Source organism: Mesorhizobium sp. ORM8.1, assembly GCF_053005525.2.
In genome coordinates this window covers 811,880-833,650 of the sequence record NZ_CM132600.1, presented here as the reverse complement: position 1 = coordinate 833,650, position 21,771 = coordinate 811,880, and the positions used below count along the sequence as shown (strand labels likewise).

At 65.4% G+C, this 21,771-nt stretch carries 22 protein-coding genes and 1 pseudogene; 15 read left to right on the top strand and 8 right to left on the bottom strand.

What is annotated here, in order from left to right; translation table 11 throughout:
• The first annotated feature begins 6 nt into the window (after positions 1–6).
• Positions 7–609 (top strand): sulfotransferase family protein, encoded by a 603-nt coding sequence (locus tag ACVDG8_RS04330; RefSeq protein WP_447253590.1) that lies wholly within the window; start codon positions 7–9, stop codon positions 607–609.
• A gap of 56 nt (positions 610–665) precedes the next feature.
• Here the strand turns inward: ACVDG8_RS04330 and ACVDG8_RS04325 are convergent, their stop codons facing one another.
• Positions 666–1,442, bottom strand: a complete 777-nt coding sequence (locus ACVDG8_RS04325) for a DUF2270 domain-containing protein (RefSeq protein ID WP_447253589.1) — start codon at positions 1,440–1,442, stop codon at positions 666–668.
• A gap of 96 nt (positions 1,443–1,538) precedes the next feature.
• Positions 1,539–1,757: a hypothetical protein gene (locus ACVDG8_RS04320; protein WP_447253588.1), complete on the bottom strand. Its 219-nt coding sequence runs from the start codon at positions 1,755–1,757 to the stop codon at positions 1,539–1,541.
• A 342-nt stretch (positions 1,758–2,099) separates the two neighbouring features.
• Here ACVDG8_RS04320 and ACVDG8_RS04315 point away from each other — a divergent pair, with 342 nt between their 5' ends.
• Positions 2,100–4,109: a cation:proton antiporter gene (locus tag ACVDG8_RS04315; protein WP_455707555.1), complete on the top strand. Its 2,010-nt coding sequence runs from the start codon at positions 2,100–2,102 to the stop codon at positions 4,107–4,109.
• On the top strand, positions 3,992–4,390 hold the full coding sequence (locus ACVDG8_RS04310) for a universal stress protein (protein ID WP_455707814.1): 399 nt from the start codon (positions 3,992–3,994) through the stop codon (positions 4,388–4,390). The genes ACVDG8_RS04315 and ACVDG8_RS04310 overlap by 118 nt, the downstream gene beginning before the upstream one ends.
• Positions 4,391–4,676: 286 nt before the next feature.
• Here ACVDG8_RS04310 and ACVDG8_RS04305 read toward each other — a convergent pair whose 3' ends face one another.
• Both ACVDG8_RS04305 and ACVDG8_RS04300 read right to left on the bottom strand, forming a co-directional pair.
• Positions 4,677–5,885, bottom strand: coding sequence for an MFS transporter (locus ACVDG8_RS04305; protein WP_447253587.1), 1,209 nt, complete (start codon positions 5,883–5,885; stop codon positions 4,677–4,679).
• 145 nt (positions 5,886–6,030) lie between these two features.
• Complete coding sequence (locus ACVDG8_RS04300) at positions 6,031–6,636, bottom strand: DUF922 domain-containing Zn-dependent protease (RefSeq protein ID WP_447253586.1); 606 nt, start codon at positions 6,634–6,636, stop codon at positions 6,031–6,033.
• Positions 6,637–6,807: 171 nt separating this feature from the next.
• Here ACVDG8_RS04300 and ACVDG8_RS04295 point away from each other — a divergent pair, with 171 nt between their 5' ends.
• From ACVDG8_RS04295 to ACVDG8_RS04280, 4 genes are all read left to right on the top strand, one after another.
• Positions 6,808–7,041, top strand: a complete 234-nt coding sequence (locus ACVDG8_RS04295) for a hypothetical protein (RefSeq protein WP_447253585.1) — start codon at positions 6,808–6,810, stop codon at positions 7,039–7,041.
• Positions 7,042–7,127: 86 nt separating this feature from the next.
• On the top strand, positions 7,128–8,225 hold the full coding sequence (locus ACVDG8_RS04290; protein ID WP_447253584.1) for a flavin-containing monooxygenase: 1,098 nt from the start codon (positions 7,128–7,130) through the stop codon (positions 8,223–8,225).
• Positions 8,226–8,336: 111 nt separating this feature from the next.
• Positions 8,337–9,279, top strand: a protein-coding gene (locus ACVDG8_RS04285) for an IS630 family transposase (RefSeq protein WP_447252761.1) whose coding sequence is annotated in 2 segments (ribosomal slippage) — positions 8,337–8,674 and positions 8,673–9,279 — 945 coding nt in all. Because the reading frame shifts where the segments join, the coding sequence is not laid out codon by codon here.
• 284 nt (positions 9,280–9,563) lie between these two features.
• The gene (locus tag ACVDG8_RS04280; RefSeq protein WP_447253583.1) at positions 9,564–10,193 is read left to right on the top strand and encodes a glutathione S-transferase family protein; all 630 of its coding nucleotides are present in this window, start codon (positions 9,564–9,566) and stop codon (positions 10,191–10,193) included.
• An 86-nt stretch (positions 10,194–10,279) separates the two neighbouring features.
• Here ACVDG8_RS04280 and ACVDG8_RS04275 read toward each other — a convergent pair whose 3' ends face one another.
• Positions 10,280–10,816: an Hsp20/alpha crystallin family protein gene (locus ACVDG8_RS04275; RefSeq protein ID WP_447253582.1), complete on the bottom strand. Its 537-nt coding sequence runs from the start codon at positions 10,814–10,816 to the stop codon at positions 10,280–10,282.
• A 422-nt stretch (positions 10,817–11,238) separates the two neighbouring features.
• Between ACVDG8_RS04275 and ACVDG8_RS04270 the strand changes: the two genes are divergently transcribed.
• Positions 11,239–11,466, top strand: coding sequence for a hypothetical protein (locus ACVDG8_RS04270; RefSeq protein WP_447253581.1), 228 nt, complete (start codon positions 11,239–11,241; stop codon positions 11,464–11,466).
• 14 nt (positions 11,467–11,480) lie between these two features.
• On the opposite strand, the gene ACVDG8_RS04265 is transcribed toward ACVDG8_RS04270, so the two are convergent.
• From ACVDG8_RS04265 to ACVDG8_RS04255, 3 genes are all read right to left on the bottom strand, one after another.
• A complete protein-coding gene (locus ACVDG8_RS04265) occupies positions 11,481–12,482 on the bottom strand; it encodes an aldo/keto reductase (RefSeq protein WP_447253580.1) in 1,002 nt (333 codons plus the stop codon).
• A gap of 94 nt (positions 12,483–12,576) precedes the next feature.
• Positions 12,577–13,854, bottom strand: a complete 1,278-nt coding sequence (locus tag ACVDG8_RS04260) for a D-tagatose-bisphosphate aldolase, class II, non-catalytic subunit (RefSeq protein WP_447253579.1) — start codon at positions 13,852–13,854, stop codon at positions 12,577–12,579.
• The gene (locus ACVDG8_RS04255) at positions 13,851–14,846 is read right to left on the bottom strand and encodes a tagatose kinase (RefSeq protein WP_447253578.1); all 996 of its coding nucleotides are present in this window, start codon (positions 14,844–14,846) and stop codon (positions 13,851–13,853) included. Before ACVDG8_RS04255 ends, ACVDG8_RS04260 begins: the two co-directional genes overlap by 4 nt.
• 302 nt (positions 14,847–15,148) lie before the next feature.
• Between ACVDG8_RS04255 and ACVDG8_RS04250 the strand changes: the two genes are divergently transcribed.
• The 7 genes and pseudogenes from ACVDG8_RS04250 (at position 15,149) to ACVDG8_RS04220 (ending at position 21,744) form a co-directional block, all read left to right on the top strand.
• Positions 15,149–16,462: an ABC transporter substrate-binding protein gene (locus ACVDG8_RS04250; RefSeq protein ID WP_447253577.1), complete on the top strand. Its 1,314-nt coding sequence runs from the start codon at positions 15,149–15,151 to the stop codon at positions 16,460–16,462.
• A 164-nt stretch (positions 16,463–16,626) separates the two neighbouring features.
• Positions 16,627–17,397, top strand: a complete 771-nt coding sequence (locus tag ACVDG8_RS04245) for an L-iditol 2-dehydrogenase (protein WP_447253576.1) — start codon at positions 16,627–16,629, stop codon at positions 17,395–17,397.
• Between the two features lie 29 nt (positions 17,398–17,426).
• Positions 17,427–18,434, top strand: coding sequence for a zinc-dependent alcohol dehydrogenase family protein (locus ACVDG8_RS04240; RefSeq protein ID WP_447253575.1), 1,008 nt, complete (start codon positions 17,427–17,429; stop codon positions 18,432–18,434).
• A 121-nt stretch (positions 18,435–18,555) separates the two neighbouring features.
• Positions 18,556–19,565, top strand: a pseudogene (locus ACVDG8_RS04235) (LacI family DNA-binding transcriptional regulator).
• 292 nt (positions 19,566–19,857) lie between these two features.
• Complete coding sequence (locus tag ACVDG8_RS04230) at positions 19,858–21,009, top strand: hypothetical protein (RefSeq protein WP_447253574.1); 1,152 nt, start codon at positions 19,858–19,860, stop codon at positions 21,007–21,009.
• Positions 21,002–21,193 (top strand): ATP-binding cassette domain-containing protein, encoded by a 192-nt coding sequence (locus ACVDG8_RS04225; RefSeq protein ID WP_455707554.1) that lies wholly within the window; start codon positions 21,002–21,004, stop codon positions 21,191–21,193. The genes ACVDG8_RS04230 and ACVDG8_RS04225 overlap by 8 nt, the downstream gene beginning before the upstream one ends.
• Complete coding sequence (locus ACVDG8_RS04220) at positions 21,172–21,744, top strand: ATP-binding cassette domain-containing protein (RefSeq protein WP_455707553.1); 573 nt, start codon at positions 21,172–21,174, stop codon at positions 21,742–21,744. Before ACVDG8_RS04225 ends, ACVDG8_RS04220 begins: the two co-directional genes overlap by 22 nt.
• Positions 21,745–21,771: the final 27 nt, after the last annotated feature.

Below are 21,771 nucleotides of genomic sequence, written 5' to 3'. Positions count from 1 at the left end.
GGGGAGATGTCGCTCACAGTGATAGGAACCGGCTTCGGCCGAACCGGCACGGATTCGATGCGCGAGGCGCTGAACATGCTTGGTTTCGGTCCTTGCCATCATATGTCGGAGGTGATGGCGGATGCGCAGCAGAAGCTGCTTTGGCGGGCGCTGGCCAAGGGCGCCGCACCCGATTGGGAGAGGCTCTTTGCCGGTTACAAATCCTGCGTCGACTGGCCCTCGGCGCATTACTGGCGTGAGTTGGTCGAAACCTACCGCCAAGCACGCGTCATCCTTACCTGGCGCTCGCCCGAAAGCTGGTGGGAGAGTTTCCAAAAGACCATCCTGCCGGGCATCGCCGACAGCAAGGACCAGGACTCGCTGGGCATTGCCCTTCTCACCAAGCAGGTCTTCGGCGGCCGCCCGCAGGATCGCGCTCATGCGATCGCCGTCTACGAGGCCAATGTCGACGCCGTGCTGAACACCGTGCCGGCGGAGCGCCTTCTGATCCACAAGCTCGGCGACGGCTGGGACCCGCTTTGCGCCCATCTCGGCGTTCACGTGCCGGACGAGCCCTATCCCGCTCGCAACACCACGCAGGAATTCCGGACGGCGTTTTCGATGAACTGAGGGGAGCAGGGGATAGAAGTCGCGGCGTCGACGGAGTCCGATCCCTTGCTCCTTCCTCACACATGCACGTCGCCGAAGGAGAGCTCGCCATCGTCGGCGCGCACCAGGAAGGCGGCGGCAACGAGCGCGAGATAGCAGAGCGCCACGCCGCACACCACGACGACGCCCGGGATCGGCCCCAGCGTCGCCACGCGGAACGTGTCGACCAGCGAGGCGCCGAAGCCGAGCGGCGAGCCGTCGCGCGTGAGGCTCGGTGTGGTGATCTTCAGCACCCAGGCCAGCATCAGGATCGTGTACATGAAGATGTAATTGCGCCTGAGCCGCCTGATCAGCGCCGCGCGTTGCGAAATCAGGAAGCGCGGCGAACGCAGGCCTTCGCCGACAATCGCCAGCCAGTTGGAGGCGTAGTCGGGCTGCGGCGAGAAAACTTGAGCGAAATAATAGCGCTCGAACTGGCGCACGCGGGCGCGGTAGACGTCGAAGAAGCGATAGCGCCGCGCCTCGATCCACAACAAGAGCGTGATCAGAAGCATGGCGAAGAGCAGCACGCCATGATGCGCGGAGGGTGTCGACAGCGACACCGAAAGCATCGCCGCCACCACCGTGATCGCCCAGTTGCTGGTGCGGTCGAGCCGGTCGCGCCAGCCGGCCATGCGCGCGATCTCGGCGCGGTGGAAATGCGACAGCGTGGTGGTGAATTCGGAGGAGCTGAGTTTCAGCGCCAGCGTATCGGAAGCGCGCGGCGGTGCGGCCGCCTCATTGGATTTTGCCGGTACAGCCGCCTCTGTCGACCTTGCCGCGTCGGTGGATCTTGCGGCCTTCGTCTGGGACATTCCTCTGCCATGCGCCTCCCGCCGCCGTGACCGGCCGAGCGACCGGCCACACCCCAACTTTCATAACGTGCGGCCGGCCGGAATGTTCCGGCCTTTTCAGGCGGATAAGTCAGGATGCAAGGGGTGGCAGGGGCCCTTCGACGGGCGGGAAAACGGCACCACGTCGGCGGTGGGACGGGCATATTGCGCCGTGGCGACCGCTTCGATCACCAGGTCGAGCGCGGCAAGGGCAGCGCGGCTCACTTCATCGTCGCCGCGCAGATAGTGGCAGGCCCGATCCAGATGCAGATGGGCGGCGGCAAAGTCGCTTTTCATTAGCTTCTCCTTATTGCCCCGCCTGGCGGCCAACATCGTCGAGTCGATTTACCGGGAAGCAAACAAGGGCGCTGGCATTTGATTAGAATTTTAGGGATGTGGGGCGCGGATGATCTCCCCCTTGAGGGGGAGATGGCCGCGAAGCGGTCAGAGGGGGTCCTAGCGCGTAGAGCGCTAACGCTGTTCCTTGCGGCAAGGTGCGTGGCGCTCCACGCGCGGCGACCCCTCTGTCGCCTTCGGCGGCATCTCCCCTCAAGAGGGGAGATCAGCAGCGTCGACGCCCTGCAACCGAACCACCCTCCAAACCGTTATGGCGATGCTCAAATTGAGGGGTGCATCATCTTGCCTTTCCTGCTCAATCGGCGCTGGTCGGTCGCTTCTGCCGCCATTGCGCTTCTGTTGATGCCAGTCGTCGCCTTCGCCGCCGAAAAGACCGGCATGTCCTCCGAAGGCATTTTCGTTCTCGAGCTTATCCTGCTGCTGGTCGTCGGCCGCGGCATCGGCGAGATACTGGAAAATCTCGGCCAGCCGGCGGTGATGGGCCAGTTGATCGGCGGCATCCTGCTCGGGCCCTCGCTGCTCGGCTGGTTGTGGCCGGCAGCCGAGCGGCTGGTCTTTGCCGACGATCCGTCGCAGAAGTCGATGATCAACGCCATCGCCCAGCTGGGCGTGCTGATGCTCCTGCTGCTCACCGGCATGGAAACGGACCTCAGGCTCGTGCGCCGCGTCGGCCGCGCCTGCTTTTCGATCTCCGCCGCCGGCGTCGCGGTGCCTTTCGTGCTCGGCTTCATTGCCGCGCAGTTCATGCCCGACGCGCTGCTTGCGGCCGGCAGCGAGCGCATCGTTGCCGGGCTGTTCCTCGGCACGGCGCTCTCCATTTCCTCGGTCAAGATCGTCGCCATGGTGGTGCGCGACATGAATTTCATGCGCCGCGACCTCGGCCAGGTTATCGTCTCCTCGGCCATCATCGAGGACACCATCGGCTGGGTCATCATCGCCATCACCATCGGCATCGCCAGCAAAGGGCATATCGCCGTCGGCAGCCTGGCCTTCATTGTCCTCGGCGTTGCCGCCTTCATGGCGTTTTCCTTCACGCTCGGGCGCCGCATCGTCTTCGACGCCATCCGCTGGACCAACGACACCTTCCGTTCCGAATATGCGGTCGTCACCGTCATCCTCGCCATCATGGGCGCCATGGCCTTGATCACCGACCTGATCGGCGTCCACACCGTGCTCGGCGCCTTCGTCGCCGGTATATTGGTCGGTGAATCGCCGATCCTGTCGCGCCACATCGAAGGGCAATTGCGTGGAATTATTACGGCCCTCTTCATGCCGGTGTTCTTCGGCGTCGCCGGCCTGTCGGCCGATCTCACCGTTCTGATCGATCCGCAGTTGGCGCTGCTTACCGTTGCGCTGGTGGTGATTGCCTCGATCGGCAAGTTCGGCGGCGCCTTCATCGGCGCCGAGGTCGCCTGCATGAGCCGCGCCGAAGGCATCGCGGTCGGCTGCGGCATGAACGCGCGTGGTTCCACGGAAGTGATCGTCGCTTCGATCGGCCTGTCGATGGGCGTGCTGTCGCACAACCTCTTCACCATGATCGTCACCATGGCCGTCATCACCACGCTGGCCATGCCGCCGACGCTGCGCTGGGCGCTGGGCCGCTTGCCGATGGCCGAGCAGGAGAAGAAGCGGCTTGAGCGCGAGGAGATCGACCAGCGCGGCTTCGTCGCCAGTCTGGAGCGGCTGCTGGTGGTGGTCGACGAGGGTGTCGTCGGCCGCTTCGCCGCTTACCTCGCCGGCGTCATCGGCGCCGGTAAGCCGACGACGGTGCTGCATTCGAGCGGCGAGATCGACGCCGAGCCGACCGAGGGATTGCATCTCGACGAGATCGAGAAGGGTGCGGAGGACAGCCGCGAGGCGGCCAGGAAGTCCGACGAGAGGCCCACCCGCGAGGCGCCGGTCACCCGTCGCCAGCATGACGTGTTGTCGGCGGAGGCGGTCGCCAAGGAGGCGCGCAAGGGTTATGGCATGCTGCTTGTCGGTCTCGGCCGCGCGGTAACCGCCAAGGGCGGTTTCTCGCATCGGCTGAACGAGGTCGCCAGCGCCTTCGAGGGACCGCTCTGCCTGGTGCTGAAGCCGGCATCGGCCGGCCGTCAGATTCCCGGCTTGGTCCGGATTCGGGCAAGATCCTGGTGCCGGTCAACGGCACGGCGGTTGCCCGCCGCGGCGCCGAGCTGGCTCTGGCCATCGCGGCGGTCACCGGCGCGCCGGTCAAGATGCTCTATGTCGCCCGCGTTGGTCGAGACGAGCCGCGCGACACCGTCTCGCATCGCCGCCGGGAGGCGGTGCTGAAGGACATCGTCGCGCTTGCCGACCGTTATGGCGTCGAGATCGAGACCGCGATCCGCTCAAGGGCCGCCGCCGCCGATGCCATTGCCCGCCAGGCCGGCAGGAACGCGGCATTGATCGTCATGGGGGTGGCGCGGCGCCAGGGCGAGGAGCTCATCTTCGGCGAGACGACGACGGCGGTCCTGCAGCGCAGCCCGTGCCCGGTGGTGCTGATCTCCGACGAGCGCCTGCGCCGCGACGAAAGCGACCGCGAGGCGGTGCGCACCGGGACGGGGACTGGGTGAGACGGTTGGCTCCGGCGCAGGAATCGGAAATCGATGTGAAGCGTCTCACAGGCTGACGGCTGATCGCCCTGTATCCCGTATCCCGGGTGGCTTGGGAGATGCGCGATGACGTTTGGCAGGGTGCCGGCTTCCAAGCTTGCCGTCACTGCAGTGCTCCCGGACCATGGATCGCGCCGGCACGCGGCCGGCCTGCCTTGCCGAGCGTTTCACAGTCGCCGGCCTCGGCAACGGATTTTCGCGGCGCTGGAGCTGCCAATCTCCCGCGCGAGGGGAGATCAGCAATACGCTACGCCGCCTGCAGCCGCTGCCGGCTGGGCTGCGGCGGAAACGCAATCGCGATGCCGGCCGCACCGAGGCCGATCAGCGCCGAGCCGATGAACAGCCAATGATAGCTGGCATAGGCGTCGTAGATCATGCCGCCCGCGAGCGGGCCGAACGACATGCCGAGGCTGGAGAGCATGGTGGCGGCGCCGAGCACCGTGCCGATGATGCGCAGGCCGAAATATTCGCGCGCCAGCACCGCGTAGAGCGGCATGACACCGCCATAGGTGGCGCCGAAGATGATGGCCAGAAGGTAGAATTGCTCCAGATTGCCGACGGCGAGGTAGGCCGCGATCACCAGTCCCTGGATGACGAGCCCGGTGACCAGCACCGGCTTGACGCCGAGGCGATCGCCGGCAATGCCGTAGAGGATACGCCCGCCGAGACCGGCGAGGCCCTCGACGCTGTAGATCGAGACGGCCGCCATCGGCGCCACGCCGCACGACATGGCATAGCTCACCATGTGGAAGATCGGGCCGGAATGGGCCGCGCAGCAGGCGAAGAAGGTCAAGCCCAGCACGATGAATTGCGGCGAGCGCAGCGCCTGGCCGACACTCATGCCCGGGTCGTCGGTGACAGGCGCCGGCGCGCCGTCGCTCGCCGCGACCGCCACTGGCGGCTGGCGCACCAGGAAGACGGCTGGCAGCAGAAGCACCCAGGCCATGACACCGATGTCGAACATGGCGGTGCGCCAATCATAAGCCGAGATCAGCCAGCGCGCGAAGGGCGAGATCGTCATCGGCGCCACCCCCATGCCGGCCGAGACCAGCGACACGGCGAGGCTGCGGTTAGTGTCGAACCAGGCGGTGGTGAGCGCGATCATCGGCGCGAAGAAGGCGCTGGCCGCCAGCCCGACGATGACGCCGTAGCTGAGCTGGAAGACGAGGAGCGATGAGGCGCGGCTCGCCACCACCAGCGACAGCCCGAGCAGCACGGCGCCCGCAAGCACCACGGGCCGCGCGCCGACCCGGTCATAGATGGCGCCCCAGGCGAAGCCGCCGAGGCCCATCACCAGGAAATTCAGGGTCATGGCACTGGAAATGCCGGTGCGCGACCAGTTGGTGTCGAGCGACATCGGCTCCAGAAAGATCGCCAGCGAAAACATGGCGCCGAGCGCCACACAGGTCATCAGCGCGCCCGCCGCGACGATCACCCAACGATAGGAATGGTTCATGGTTCTGCTCCCATGCCGTAAGGCATCCTGTTGATGTCCGAAGGACGTGGGCGCGGATGCCGATCCTACAATCCGGTTGCAGTTTTTATCTGGATTTTTGAAGGGAGCGCCGGCGTCTGCAAAGCAGCGTTGCTTCGCACCAACATCAACCCCCGCCCAAAAACGCCGCGATCAGCTTCAGCATGTTGCCGTTCTGGCCGAATTCGACCTTGTCGAAGTCGCGGCTGCCCTGGCGCTGCGCCTTGGAGAGCTGGTCGAGATATTGCGTCAGCTGCGTGCGGATCTTCTTGCAGCCGGGATCGTCCGCGACGGTGAGGCCGGTACTGAAGGCGACGATCTTGTCCACCATGTCGACGATGCCGGCGCCGTGCACCTTCTCATGCGCGATCAGCCCAGCGGCGAAGGTATTCCAGCGTGCCTGCAAGGCCGGCGCGAGTTTTCCCGCCGGCCTCGGCAACGTGTAGGTGATGACGAGCTTCGGTCGCGCCGTCTTCAGCACGCAGGCGCCGCCTTGCGGCTGGTAGTCGCGCTGCCAGGTCAGCTTGAAATTGGTATGCGCGATGACCCGCCGTTCGGTTCCAGCGCCATCCTTGCCGATCACCGGTCCCTTGGCGCCGATCGAGGCGTAGAGCTCGGCCGGGCTCTGGCCGGTGATGGCATAGGTCGAGATTGTCTCGATCGGCTTCCAGTCGGCGGCGAGTGCCGGCGAGGACGCAAGCAGGGCTGCGAGGAGGAGGGCGACAGATTTCATGAGCACTATGAATGTCCGGACGAGGCTTCGTCCATAGCGCTTATCGGCTGCTGCGGCAAAGAGGCATGGATGCTCTCCCTCTGTCCCGCCGACGCCCCAATGTTGAAGAAGGCGGAACCCGCTCCACCGCCGATCGTTTCCCTGCCACCGTCCCGACCACAGGAGAGAAAGATGACCCGCAACGACATCATTTCCGTGCTTGGACCGGTCGACGAGGCTGTCATCGCCGACATCGCGCTGACCGGCGCCAGCCTGGACGAACTGCGCGAGGCCTTCGCTTGGATCGGCGCCGACGAGGCGCTGGTGAATGAAGGCCATGCCATGCCCGGCGCCCGCGTGGCGAAACTGATCGAGATTCTCGAACCGCCCGAGGACGAGCCCGAGGCGCCGGGCGCAATGGAATAGCGCGCCGACAAGTAGGTGCTTCTCCCTACTTGTCGCCTGCACACCTCCCGTCATAGGTTTTGCAGCTTCGGCGGGAGGAAAAGTGTTTGGATGCCAATGTCGTCATTGTCGGCGCCGGCCCCGCCGGGCTCGCCGTAGCCGCCTGCCTGAAACAGGCGGGGGTCGATTTCGTCATTCTCGAGAAGGCCAATGAAGTGGCCCCGGCCTGGCGCCGGCACTACCGGCGGCTGCACCTTCACACGGTAAGGTCCTTCTCCTCGCTGCCTTTCGTGCCGTTCCCGAAAACCCATCCGCGCTACGTGCCGCGCGAAAAAGTGGTTGCGTATCTCGATGCCTATGCGCAGCGCTTCGGCTTGAAACCACGCTTCGGCGTCACCGTGAAATCCGTCCGCCGCGACGGCGAGAAATTCCTGGTCGAGACCGATGACGGCGCGATCGGCGCCAGGAAAGTGGTCATCGCCACCGGCAACAACGCCGAGCCGATCCAGCCTTCCTTCCCCGGCATCGAGGCGTTCAACGGCAAGGTGCTGCACAGCGCCGCCTACACCGAGGCCGCACCTTATGTCGGCAAAAACGTCCTGGTCATCGGCATGGGCAACACCGGCGCCGAAATCGCGCTCGACCTTACTGAGAGCGGTGCGAAGCCGACCATCTCGGTGCGCAAGGGCGTCCACATCGTACCACGCCAGCTCTTCGGCATCCCGATCCAGATGGTCGGCATCGCCAGCCAGCCGATGCCGCAGGCGCTGAACGACTGGATGTTCCCGAAAATCCTCGACCTTGCGCTGGGCAGGCTTGAGAAATACGGCATCGTGCGGCCGAGGCAGGGCATCCTGGCGCAGATCGATGCTGGCCGCATTCCGGTGATCGATGTCGGCACGGTGGCGGCCATCAAGGCCGGCAAGATCGGCGTCGCGCCGGACATTGCCCGCTTCACCGAGGATGGCGTGACATTCACCGACGGGCGCGCGCAAAAATTCGACGCCGTGATCTTCGCCACCGGCTACCGTCCTGGCTATGACGGGTTCCTGCCGGCGGAACTGACGCCGGTGAAAAGCGGCGTGAATGCGCGGGCAAAGGAGTTGGGTCTGTATCTCGTCGGGTTCTACAATCCGGTCACTGGGCTGCTGCGCGAGATCGGCATCGAGGCGCAGGCGGTGGCGAAGGATATTGCGGGGCGGTGAGGGTTCGATGGGTGCAGGTGGCCTAGAGCACGTCCTGTGATCGATGAATCGATTGTGAAGTGACGGCTGCGTTTTGTGCTGATTCAACGTCCACCTCGATGGAGGTTGACGATGGGAAAAGCATTGAGCGTGGATCTTCGGTCGCGGGTCTTGAAGGCTTCGGACGAGGGCATGTCGGCGCGGCAAGCGGCGGCGCGGTTCGGCGTGGGAGTATCCAGCGCGATCCGCTGGATTGCGCGGGCGAAGATCGGCGAACTGGCGCCCCGCCCACAGGGCCGCCGCCGCGCCTCCAGCCTCGATACGCATGAAGCGTTCATCGTCGGGCTGATCGAGGAGCGCAAGGACATCACGCTGAACGAGATGGTGGAGCGGCTCGTCGCCGAGCAGTCGGTGCGCATCAGCCGCAGTGCCTTGAGCGCCTGGCTTCGCCGCCACGGCTGGACATTCAAAAAAGTCCGCGCACGCGCTGGAGCAGGATCGCCCCGACATCCTGAAGCGGCGCCGGGACTGGTTCGACGGCCAGCTCGACCTCGATCCGGCGAAGCTCGTGTTCATCGATGAGACCGGCCTCTCCACAAAGATGGCCCGCCTGCGTGGAAGAGCGCCGCGCGGCGAGCGCTGCCGGGCCGGCGTGCCGCATGGCCACTGGAAGATCACGACCTTCACCGGAGCGCTGCGGCTGACGGGCATGACTGCGCCCTTCGTCTACGACGGCGCCATGAACGGCAACGTGTTCCTGGCCTATGTCGAGCAGGTGCTGGTCCCGACATTGTCGGAGGGCGACATGGTCGTCATGGACAACCTGCCCGCCCACAAGGCCGCCGGCGTGCGCGACGCGATCGAGGCCGCGGGCGCGAGCCTGCTCTACCTGCCGCCTTACAGTCCCGACTTCAATCCGATTGAGAACGCCTTCGCCAAACTCAAGGCGCTGCTACGGGTAAAGGCCGAGAGAACCATCAAGGCGTTGTGGGACGCGGTCGGCGCGGTCGTCGACCTCTTCACCCCAGCCGAATGTGCCAACTACTTCAAAGCCGCAGGATATGAACCGGATTAAACAGGACGTGCTCTAGATTGAGTTTCGTCGCCCCCCTCTCTGTCCTGCCGGACATCTCCCCCTCAAGGGGGAGATTAAACTTCACCTCGACCTTCGCCAATCTCCAGCGCTGCAAGATGACGGCCCGACGCTGAAGCTGCCAATCTCCCCCAAGTGGGGGAGATGCCCGGCAGGGCAGAGGGGGGCGCCTCGCGCAGACGTCTCAGTCTGGTCGCCCGCCTGAATCGGGTGGCTCTCTCGACCGCGCCATGCAAAGCCAATCCCATCAACCCGGGAACCGCTCCATGCTCACGCTCTACGATTATCTCCCATCCCAAAACGCCTGGAAAATCCGCGTCCTGCTCGGCCTTCTCGGCATCGGCTACGAAACCCGCATCATCTCCATCTTCGAGGGCGAGAGCCACACCGACGCTTTCCTGAAGCTCAACCCGGCCGGCGCGGTTCCCGTGCTCGGGCTGGAAAACGGCGAGGCGATTGCAGAGTCAAACGCCATCCTCAGCTATCTCGCCGAGGGTACGCGCTACCTTCCATCCGACCGCGTCCAGCGCGCGAAAGTGATGCAGTGGCTGTTCTTCGAGCAATATCATGTCGAGCCGGTCATCGGCTCGCTGCGCTACTGGACGCTGACCGGGCGGCTGGAGCGCAACCAGGCGATGGTTGCCGGCAAGCGCGAGGCGGGCGTCCGCGCGCTTGCCGCACTGGAGCGCAGCCTCGTGGATACGCCCTTCCTGGTCGGCGATGCGCTGACCATCGCCGACATCGCCGTATACGCCTACAGCCACCGCGCCGAGGATTGCGGTTTTTCGCTCGCCGACTATCCGGCGGTCGCCGCCTGGGCGGGCCAGGTCAGCGCTGCGATCAGCCCGGACTATCCCGTCCATCCCTACAGCATCGATCCGCGTTCCGGCGGGTGAGGGACGGCCGACTGCGACTCTCTAATTTAGGCAATTCCAGGCGGAACGCTTCCTGGAATTGCTCTTGCCTATGTGCCGGCCGGCCTTCAATGCTTGCTCTTGGTGGAGCCGGCACCGGCACCGCCGACCGGGATACGCCTGGCCTTCGCCTGGGCGCGCTGGGTCTTGGGCAGCGTCACCGTGAGCACGCCGTTGTGGAAGTCCGCGCGCACCTTGTCTTCCTCGATCTCGGTGCCGAGCGGAATGCGCCGCTCGAAGCGGCCATAGAAGTGCTCGGAAAACTGCCTGTCCTTGTCCTCGGACTGCGACTTCTTCTCGCCGCGCAGCGTCAGCACGCCGTCGTCCAGCATCAGTTCGACGTCTTTCTCCTCCATGCCGGGCATCTCGGCCGTGATGCGGACTTCGGAGTCGGTGTCGGAGATTTCGACGCTCGGCCATCCGGCGCGTCCGCCGAAGTAGTCGCCGAACGACGGCATCCTGCTGCCAAAATCGCGGAATGCGTCGTCGAACAGACGGTTCATCTCGCGATGCAGCGCCACGAAGGGATCGCGATCGCCGTCGCGATAGAGACCGGGGACCTTATTGCCTTCCCTGGCCCACGGGATGAGATCACGCATTGCCATTTCGATGTCTCCTTCTCGGTTGCATGAGGCGATGCAGGTGCCTGGCACCGGACAGCTTCAAGGCTGTGCTGGCCTGACTGGTCCTCCGGGCGTCGGCCGCGCTTCGAACACACCCGGCATGTCCAGCGCTTGCGCACGAGATCGGCTAGCATCGATCTGGGGAACGGCTCCGCGAAGTCAAGGCCCGCTTTCCCATCGCGCCGGGCTTTCTTCGATGGGTCGCCGGACGCACTGATTTTGAGCCTCTTTGTCGCCGCCCAGGAACGCTGGGCGATGCCGGAACAGAAGGCCGCTCAGGGCGTTTCGTTCAAGCAGTTTCGGGAAGCGCACGTGGGTTTTCCGTCATGGTTGGATCAATGCCGCCCACGCAAGGGTGCCACGAGTTCCGGCCTGCTTTCCCGACAGCACAGTGGAGATCCGCAATGGTGCGCATCATCGCTATCGCTATTCTCGCCACCGGCATAGCCAGCCTGCCCGCCATGGCAGCCGAGCAATACTGGGTCGCCAGGGATGCCGTCTCGAAACAGTGCGAGATCGTGCCGAAAAAGCCCGACGGGACGCTTGTCGTCGATCTCGGCAAGAAGAAATACGCCAGCGAGGAGGAGGCCAGGAAGGCGATGGAGGCGTTGCCGGATTGCAAGAAGAAGTAGGCGCAGGCAAACGCCTACCGATCCACCATCGACATCGCCCGCTCGGTATATCTTGGCCCCGAGACCTTGTCGGGCGCCAGCGCCATGTCGAGGCCGAGCATCTCGGTCGCATCCAGCTTTATGTCCGCCGCCGCGACATTCTCTTCTAGGTAACTCCGCCGCTTGGTGCCGGGAATCGGCACGATGTCGATGCCGAACTCCGATCCCCGGGCGAGCAACCAGGCGATCGCGATCTGGCCGGGCTTTGCGCCCCTGGCGTCGGCAATGTCGCGCACCGCGCTTGCCGCCGCGACGTTGGCATCGAAATTCTCGCCCTGGTAGCGCGGGTCGCGGTGGCGATGATCGTTGTCCGGATACTCTTCCGCGCGCTTGACGTCGCCGGTGAGGAAGCCGCGGCCGAGCGGCGCGAACGGCACCAGGCCGATGCCGAGCTCCTTCAGCGCCGGGATGACTTCCGGCTCGAGATTGCGCTCCCACAGCGAATATTCGCTCTGCAGCGCAGAGACCGGATGCACGGCATGGGCACGGCGGATGTTGGCGATGCCCGCCTCCGACAGGCCGAAGAAGCGCACCTTGCCTTGCTTGACCAATTCGCCGACGGCGCCGGCGACATCCTCCATCGGCACATCGGGGTCGACGCGGTGCTGGTAGAGCAGGTCGATGCGATCGGTGGCGAGCCGCTTCAGCGAGGCCTCGACCACCTCGCGTATATGCTCGGGACGGGAGTCGCGGCCGGCCTGCTTGCCGTCCTTGATCTCGAAGCCGAACTTCGTCGCGATGGTCACTTGATCGCGCCGGCCTTGCAGCGCGCGTCCCAGCAGTTCCTCGTTGATGAAGGGGCCGTAGACCTCGGCCGTGTCGAGGAAGGTGCAGCCGAGCTCGATCGCCCGGTGCAGCGTCGCGATCGATTCCGCCTCGTCGGCCGGACCGTAGGACTGGCTCATGCCCATGCAGCCGAGGCCGATGGCCGAGACTTCGAGCCCTTGATTGCCGAGCTTGTGCTTGCCGAGACTCATGCGTTTTTCTCCGGTCAAATGAACCGGCAAAATATAGGGCCGGAACCGGATGCGTCCAGCGGCGAGGGCAAGATGGTGGCCGCGCGAAGCCGGTTTAGGCGCCCCGGCAGGCCGCGTCGTAGTCGGCAAGGACCAGGTCGACGGCTGAGATCAGCACCGTCTCCGGATCGCCAGCGGCACCCAGCGCGGCCGGCAGCGTCGGCAGGAACTGCCGCATCAGTGTCTCGGGAATGGCGACGCCGCTCAGCGCCTCGCGCAGCCGGGCGACGGCGACGCTTGCGGCGGGCGTGCTCCAATAATAGCGGATGCGGTCGCTGTAGCTGTAATGCCGCTGTAGATAGAGGCGCCTTTCGTCGCCGTGATAGTGGCTGCGCCAGTGGTTGGGCGCGGAAAGCATCAGCTTTTCCATCGCCTTGGCGAGCGAACGCTCGCCGTAACCGGCGACCATCTCGGACGCCACCAGGTCGAGCCCGTAAAGCGCCTCGCGCAGCGCGAAGGTCAGGCCCGGCCCCACTTTAAGAATGGGAAAGCCGTTGGCGACCAGCGCCGTCAGCGCGGCGCGGCTCTGATAGTCGGTCGAATGCGCCTCATAGACCAGCGAGGCTTCCTGATCGAGCAGCCTGGTCAGCGACTGTGAGGCTTCCGGCCGGTAGGCGACGACATTCTCGCTGCCGAACTCGACGCCCGGCTGCACGACGACGGCGATGACGCGGCCAAAGGCTTCGTCGAGCCCTTCGCGGGCAAAGATGTCGCGATGGATATCGATGGTGCGGCGCGCCGCTTTTGCCTCGGTGGGTTTCAAATCGCTGATGGCGTGGTCGGCGCCGCCGGGCACCGGAACCTCGGTGCCGATGATGTAGAGCGGCATGACGCCGCCACGCGCCCGCGCGGCTTTTTCCGCTGCCTTGGCGAGTCTCGCGGCCCGCGCGGCGATGGTCTCGTCGTCGAGCGCCGCCGGCTCGCCGGCGCAGCCCATCGAGGCGTCGAGGTGGATCTTGCTGAAACCGGCCCAGACATAGGCCATGACCATCGCCTCTGCCTTGGCCATCGCTTCCGAAGCCGGTTCGGCTTTCCACGGGTTCGGCCCCAGATGATCGCCGCCGAAGATGATGCGCGAGGCGTCCAGTCCCTCACGGTTGGCGATCTCCTTGACGAAGGCGACGAACAGATCCGGCGTCATGCCCGTATAGCCGCCGAACTGGTTGACCTGGTTGCACGTCGCCTCGATCAACAGCACCACGTCCTTGTCGTCGACGGCGCGCCGCACCGCCGCCCGGATCACCAACGGATGCGCCGAGCACACCGAGGTGATGCCGTAGGGTTTGCCTTGCCTCCGCGCGGCGGCGAGGCCCTGGAGCGGGTTTATCGTCATTTAGCCCGATCCGCGCCGGCCCGATCTGCACCAGCAATGAAACGGTCGAGCGTTTCGAAGCCGGCAAGGCCTTCCATCGGCCCGCGCCGCGTCACGTTGAGCGCGCCGGCGGCGTTGGCGTAGAGCAGCGCTCGGCCGGGCGCCATGCCCTTGCGCCGGCAGGTGAGGTAAGTCGCGCCGAAACAGTCGCCGGCGCCGGTCGGGTCCAGTTCCTCGACGAGGAAACCAGGGCAGTCGGTGCGGCTGCCGTCGGCGCCGAAGCGGGTCGAGCCGGCCGCGCCGCGCTTCAGCACGATCTCGCCGACGCCGCGCGCGATCAGCGCCGCAACGGCTTCGGCCTCGTCCGCGACGCCGGCTGCGGCGAGCAGCTCGTCGCCGGAGGGCAACAGCAGGTCGGCGTCGTCGACGAGCGCCGAAAACAGCCCGCCATCGGCGCCATCGATCAGTTCCTTGCGCACATTGGGATCGAACGAGGTCGAGCCGCCACGTGCGCGGATCGCTTTCAACGCGTAGGCGACGATCTCCTTGAGGCCGGCGATCGACAGCGCCGAACCCATGACATGCAAATGCCCGGCGCCGTCGGCCAGCCGCCGCGCTTCAGCGGTAAGCGTGATGCGGCCGGCGGCGGATTCGGCGATGTTGTAGACGAAGTCGCGGCCGCCATCGGGCCGATAGCGCACGAAGGCGCTGCCTGTGGGATAGCGCTCGCTGACGGACACGGCCGAGATGTCGACGCCGTCGCGCTTCAGCCGCTCCAGGTTGATCGCGCCGAAATCGTCGCGGCCGACGCAGGCGATAATGCCGGCGCCGCCGCCGAGTTTTGCCACCTGGTCGATGAAGATGGCCGGCGCGCCGCTCGGATAGGGCCCCATCAGCGTCAGCGGCTCGAGGAAGCCGTGGCCGGCTTCCGTCGCCATGATCTCGACCAGGATCTCGCCGGCGACGATTGTCGGCCCAGCACTTTCGGACGCGATCTCGCTTCGGCGGCTCATTCCTGCACTGTCCTTTTCTCCCAAGCCCGGTCGCGCATTGTCGCGGCGCGTTGGCCGCACGATAGCGCCAGGTTCCCGCCGAGGTAAATCGCGGCGTATGTGAAGTCAACAAAAACTACACGCGCGTTCACTTAACTTTCCGCATGTGAAATCTTTCATTCATGGGAATTTGCGCGCCCAACCGAGAGGTAACATAAAATCATCGAAAGAGGCGGCTTGACGAGGTCGCCTTGTAGCGCAATAGGATATATACGCATGTTCAGTTTCACATGCGCATTCGTAAAGGAGGAGACGAAATGCCTATGCGTAAGCTTTTTGGAATTCTGGCTGCGGCGACCGCCGCTTTAGCGCTTATGGAGGGTGCTGCCCTGTCGGAGGAGATCACTGTCGCCACCGTCAACAATGGCGACATGATCATCATGCAGAAACTGTCGTCGGAGTGGGAAAAGGCGACCGGAAACAAGGTCAACTGGGTGGTGCTGGAGGAAAACGTGCTGCGCGAGCGCGTCACAACGGACATCGCCACCAAGGGCGGCCAGTTCGACGTCATGACCATCGGCGGTTACGAAACGCCGATCTGGGGCAAGGCCGGCTGGCTGATGCCGCTCAACGACCTCGGCGCCGACTATGATTACGATGACCTCATCGCTCCGGTGCGCAGCGGCCTGACCGTCGACGGCAATCTCTACGCCGTGCCGTTCTATGCCGAGAGCTCGTTCACGCTTTACCGCAAGGATCTGTTCGACGCCGCCGGCCTGAAGATGCCGGAGCAGCCGACCTACGACCAGATCACCGAATTCGCCGACAAGCTCACCGACAAATCGAAGGAGCAGTACGGGCTCTGCCTGCGCGGCAAGCCGGGCTGGGGCGAGAACATGGCCTTCGTCGGCACGCTGGTGAACACGTTCGGCGGTCAATGGTTCGACATGAACTGGAAGCCGCAGATCAACTCCGACGCCTGGAAGAAGGCGATCGGCTGGTATGTCGACACGATGAAGAAGGACGGGCCTCCGGGCATCAGCTCCAACGGCTTCAACGAGAACCAGACGCTGTTTGCCTCCGGACATTGCGCCATGTGGATCGACGCGACCTCGGCCGCCGGCCGCGTCTATGACCCGAAGCAGAGCAAGGTCGCCGACAAGGTCGCCTTCGCCAAGGCGCCGGTCGCCGTCACGCCCAACGGCTCGGCCTGGGGCTGGGCCTGGAGCCTCGCCATTCCGGCCTCGACCAAGAAGGCCGATACGGCGAAATCCTTCGTCAAATGGGCGACCTCGAAGGCCTATGTCCAGCGCGTCGGCGAGACCGAAGGCTGGGTCGCGGCACCTCCGGGAACGCGCAAATCCACCTATGCCAGCCCGGACTACCAGAAGGCGGCGCCATTCGCCGCGACCGTGCTTGCCGCGATCGAATCCGCCGATCCGACCAAGCAGACCAAGGACCCGGTGCCCTATACCGGCATCCAGTTCGTCGCCATTCCCGAATTCCAGGGCATCGGCACGCAGGTCGGCCAGGCGGTCGCCGCCGCGGTCACCGGCGAGCAATCGGTGGACGACGCGCTGAACGGCGCGCAAGGCGCCGTCGAGAAGACGATGGAGGAGGCGGGCTACATCAAATAGCTGAGCTCAGGCAGGCCGGAGAGCGTAACGTGTGTCGCCTCCGGTTCCGGCCCGCCGCACCACTCCCTTGCGGCGGGCTGGAGATGCGCGGATACGCTGTCTAAGCGGGTCCGTGCTTTCTCGAGCCGGGCTGCAACGAAACGCGGACAGGACTGGAAACTGCAATGAAACTCGACAACAAAACTGCCCTGATCACCGGCGGCGCGCGCGGCATCGGCCTTGGCTTCGCGCAGGCCTTTGTGCGCGAGGGCGCGCGCGTGGTGATCGCCGACATCGACATCGAGCGCGCGATCAAGGCAGCGGCCGGGATCGGCCCGCAGGCCAGCGCCACGAAGCTCGACGTCACCGACCTTGCCGCCATCGATAGCGTCGCCGCAGAGGTCGACCGCGAATTCGGCGGCATCGACATCCTGGTCAACAACGCCGCCATCTTCGACATGGCGCCGATCACCGACATCACGCCCGAGAGCTACGAGCGCGTCTTCAACATCAACCTCAAGGCGCCGCTGTTCATGATGAAGGCCGTCTCGAACCTGATGATCGCGCGCGGCCGCGGCGGCAAGATCATCAACATGGCGAGCCAGGCGGGCCGCCGCGGCGAGGCGCTGGTGACGCTCTACTGTGCCTCGAAGGCGGCGATCATCTCGGCCACGCAATCGGCGGCCCTTGCCCTGGTCAAGCACGGCATCAACGTCAACGCGATCGCGCCCGGCGTCGTCGATGGCGAGCATTGGGATGTCGTCGACGCGCATTTCGCCAAATGGGAAGGCCTGAAGCCCGGCGAGAAGAAAGCGGCGGTGGCGAAGTCAGTACCGATCGGCCGCTTCGCCAATCCCGAGGACATTGCCGGGCTCGCCGTGTTCCTGGCTTCGCCCGACAGCGACTACATCCTGGCCCAGACCTACAATGTCGACGGCGGCAACTGGATGAGCTGAGGGTTTGGAGCTTTGGAGAAGATGAGAAAATGAAAGCTGTCCGATTTGCCGCCGCAGGCGTTGCCGGCATGGCGGAACTCGACACGCCGAAGGTCAAATCCGGCCACGCACTGGTGCGGGTCCGCGCGGCCGGCCTTTGCCACACCGACATCGAGGTGCTGCATGGCCGCTACGGGGAAGGGGCGTTTCCGCTGGTTCCCGGCCACGAATATGCCGGCACCGTGGAAGCTGTGGCCGAGGATGTGACGTCGCTGAAGCCCGGCGACCGGGTGGCTGTCGACCCCAACATTCCCTGCGGCCATTGCGCCGCCTGCCGCAAGGGGCTGACCAATCTCTGCGCCACGCTCAAAGCCTATGGCGTGACGGAAAATGGCGGCTTTGCCGAATACAGCCTGGTCAAGGTGGACCATCTGCATTCCATCGGCGATCTCGATTTCGCCACCGCCGCCCTGGCCGAGCCGCTCGCCTGCGTGCTCAACGGGCTTGGCGCGGCAGGGGTCGAGGCGAGCCGGCCGGACTCCGCGCTGGTCTTCGGCGCCGGGCCGATCGGCCTGTTGATGGCGCTGTCGCTCAAGGCCAAGGGCGTGGCGGAGGTCGGCGTCGCCGACATCAGCGAACCGCGCCTGGCCTTCGCCGAGGCGCTCGGATTGACCCCCTTCGTCTCAGGCTCGCAGGCGCTGGTCGCGCGATCGGGGAGCTTCGACTTCGTCGCCGACGCCACCGGTGTCGCCAAAGTGGTCGAAGGCATGATCGGCTTCACCGCCGATGGCGGCACGGCGCTCATCTTCGGCGTCTGCGCGCCGGACGCCCGCATCGCGGTCGCCCCGTTCGAGATCTTCCGCCGCCAGATCAGGCTCGCCGGCTCGCATTCGCTGAACCGAAACATCCCGCAAGCGCTCGAGATCCTCAGCCGCGACGACGGCACGATGTCTAGGCTGGTCAGCCACCAGCTGCCGCTCGCCGAGATGCTGCCGTTCTTCTCCAGGCACAGCGGCGATCCGTCAACGATGAAGGTGCAGTTCTCGGCCGACAGGTGAGGCGGCTAATTGGCAGGCGACTAAGAAGGGGCGCCCGCCTTTGCGCCAGAGGGTGACTCACGTAGACAGTCGTGACGGCGGTACCGACAGGGGCAGAAGGATGGCAAAGACGATCCGGACGATGGAGGATTTTTCCGACTTTGTCGGCCTGTCGCGCACCACGGTCTCAAAATACTTCAACGATCCGAATTCGGTCAGGAAGAACACCCGCAGCGCCATCGAGGCGGCGCTGAAGAAATCCGATTTCCGGCCAAGCATGTTCGCCGTCAATTTGAACCGGCGACGCTCGAACATCCTTGGCGTCATCGTGCCGAACTCCACCGATCCGTTCTACATGGCGCTGACGCGGCGCATCGAGACGATCGCCAACGAGGCCGGCTTCCTCGCTTTCGTGCTCTCCTCCGACGGCCGCGCAGAGATGGAGGACCAGGCGATCCAGACCTTTCGGTCGATGAACATCGCCGGCGCCATCATCGCACCGCTCGGCGTGCGTTCGCACCACCGCATCCTGGCCGAGCTCGGTGCGTCGATCCCGCTGATCTATGTCGACTCGCCGCTCGACGAGACCTCGTCCTTCGTCGGCACCGACAACCGGCAGAGTTTTAGGCTGATCGTCGATTATCTGTGCCGCTCCGGCGAGCCGCCCTGCTACTTCGCCATGCCGCTGGTCAACAACAACGCCGGGGCCAGGCAAGAGGCCTATGTCGAGGCCATGCAGCAGTTCAAGATGACGCCGGTGATCGTGCCGGTCGAGGACGCGCGCTCCTGGGATTTCGAGAAATTCGGCTATGACGAGGCGCTACGCATCCTGAAGGCCGGCGGCTTCCCGACCGGCACGGTGCTGTGCGCCAACGACCGCATCGCCTTCGGCGTCATCAGCGCCGCCTATGAGCTCGGCCTCAAGGTCGGCCACGGCGCCGACTGCGACCTGCGCGTCGCCGGTCACGACGACCATCCCTTGTCGCGCTACGCCTGCCCGCCGATCACCACCGTGGCGCAGAACTACAACGAGATCGGCCGCCTGGCGATCGAGCTGTTGCTGAAGCGGCTCGACGAACAGCCCCCGCCGCAAAGCGCGGTGGAGAGCGGATACTGCTCAACGCCGAACTGATGCTGCGCCGCTCGGCCTGAAGGGGAATTCACTGAAGGCGCCGCTCCCGCAACGGCGGCGATTGGCGAAAGCCGGTGCGACAGCTGATCTCTCTCTCTCCCACGAGCGGGAGATTGGCAGCTTCGCCGACAGCGCTGTTCCTGCAACATCGCCTAAGCCCTCGACAGCATGCACCGCACGATCAACGAGACGTGACTACCGTGGCCGTACGAGCGGAGAGCGCCTGTGATCGCGCGGCTTTGCGTCCGACGGCCCTATTGGTGGCACAATCTTCGCCTCCGCTGGACGGGAGAGGAACGGAATTCGGATCACGTGCGGCACGACAGACTTGTCCTGACACTGCTCTGGCGCGAACTGGCGGGTGGCGTGCGCGCCATGCGCCGGGGCGACATTGCTTGGATCGTGTTCGGCGGTGGCGGGTTGTTGACCTACGCGATCGCCGACGTCGCCGTCGCCTTACACGCCGCCGCGGAGAAGCTGCGCGACGACCAGTTGCTGTGGGCACTCGTACTTCCCTTCACACTAGCCACGCTGGGATGCCTGGCAGGCGGTACGGTCTCGCGGCTTTGCCTGGCGCGCGCCTTCGCGCCGTTCCTGAAGGCGCTGCCGCTGGCTGATGTGGAGCGCCGGCGAATGGCGGGCGTGGCGGCGTTTACGCTTGGTTTCCCGCTCACGCTGCTCGCCGCCATGTCGGTCGGGCTTGCCTGCACGACCATTGCAAAGCCATCGGCGCCGGCATGGGGCATTGGCGCGGCCGCCCTGTTCGCCGCGGCCTTTACGGCCGTCACCCGGTGGCGTCTGCGGCACCCGTTCGTCCTGATCGAAGAGCAGGCAGGTGAGGAGGCACCGACCGGCAGGTCCTGGTTCGGCCGCTTCGATCGCGCCCGGCCGCGCTGGCTTTCGAGCTGGGCGTGGAGACTGCCGGGCGGCTATGTGCACCCGACATGGAAGCTGGCCATCGTCTGCCTGTCGCTTGGCTTGGCCGCCTTGCTCGGCGCCTGGATCAGTCTCGCCGGCCACTCGGCCGGGCCGGCGGCGGTTGCCGGCCTTGGCGGCGGTCTGATCGTCTTCATGCTCAGCCTGCGCTGCCAGCCGCTCGGCTCGCCGGTCCTGCGCACCGCGCCTATCGGCTTCACCCGCCTCTGGCTACGGTTGGTGCGGCTGCCGCTGCAATTGTCGCTCGCCTTCTTTCTGCTGCCCGCCGGCGCAGCGCTCGCGGCCGAGCCTTCAGCGTGGTCCATTCCGGCGGCAGGTGGCCTCTGGCTTATAGCGCTGAACGGCGTCTACGCGGTCTTCGGCGCCTATTTCATGAATTCGCCCTTTCTGGCGATGCTGAGCTTCCTCGGCGCGCTCGGCTACGCCGGTTACGAGACGCTCGAATACGGCCGCACGGTGCTCATCGGTCTGGCATTGCTCGTGCTTTTCCTGTGGCGCCGGACAAGACAGAGGTATCGCAATGGATAGATTGGAAGTCCTCGCCGTCAGGGCGCTAGGCGCCGGCTATCGCGGGCGACCCGTGGTCCACGGTATCGATCTGTCGCTTGCCCGTGGCGAGATACTTGGCTTGCTCGGCGCCAATGGCTCCGGCAAGTCGACGCTTATCCGGGCGATCACCGGCCAGATCCCTTGCTCGGCGGCGGCGTGGTGATCGACGGCATCGATCTTTCCAGGGCGCCGGAACAGGCCAAGGCCGGCTTCGGCCTCGCCATCGAGCCGCACGAATTGCCTGCATCGCTTTCGGGGCGCCAATATATCGAGCTCGTCGCCTCGATCCGTGCCTGCGCGCCGGACGACCCGCCGGGCCACGATCTCATCGAGCGGCTCGATCTCGGCCGTTGGCTCGACCGGCCGATCGCGGAATACTCGCTCGGCACCCGGGCCAAGGTCGCAATCGCCGCCACGCTCATCGGCGCGCCGGCGTTGCTGATCTTCGATGAGACGCTGAACGGTCTCGACCCCGTTGCCGCCTGGGAGGCAAAGCGCGTCATGACCGCTCTGGCCGCAAGCGGACGCCACGCCATCATCGTCTCCACCCACGTGGTCGAGGCGGTGCCTGCGCTCTGCAACCGCGCCGTGCTGATGGCTGAGGGGCGCTTGAGCCGGGATTGGGACGCGGCTGAGCTGGCTAAGGCGGGGAGCGTGCCTGGGGCGTTTGAGGAGGGCGTGATGCAGGCGCTCAGGACGCAGGTTGCGGCCTGAAGTGCTTTGAACCAGCCCTCGGCGCGA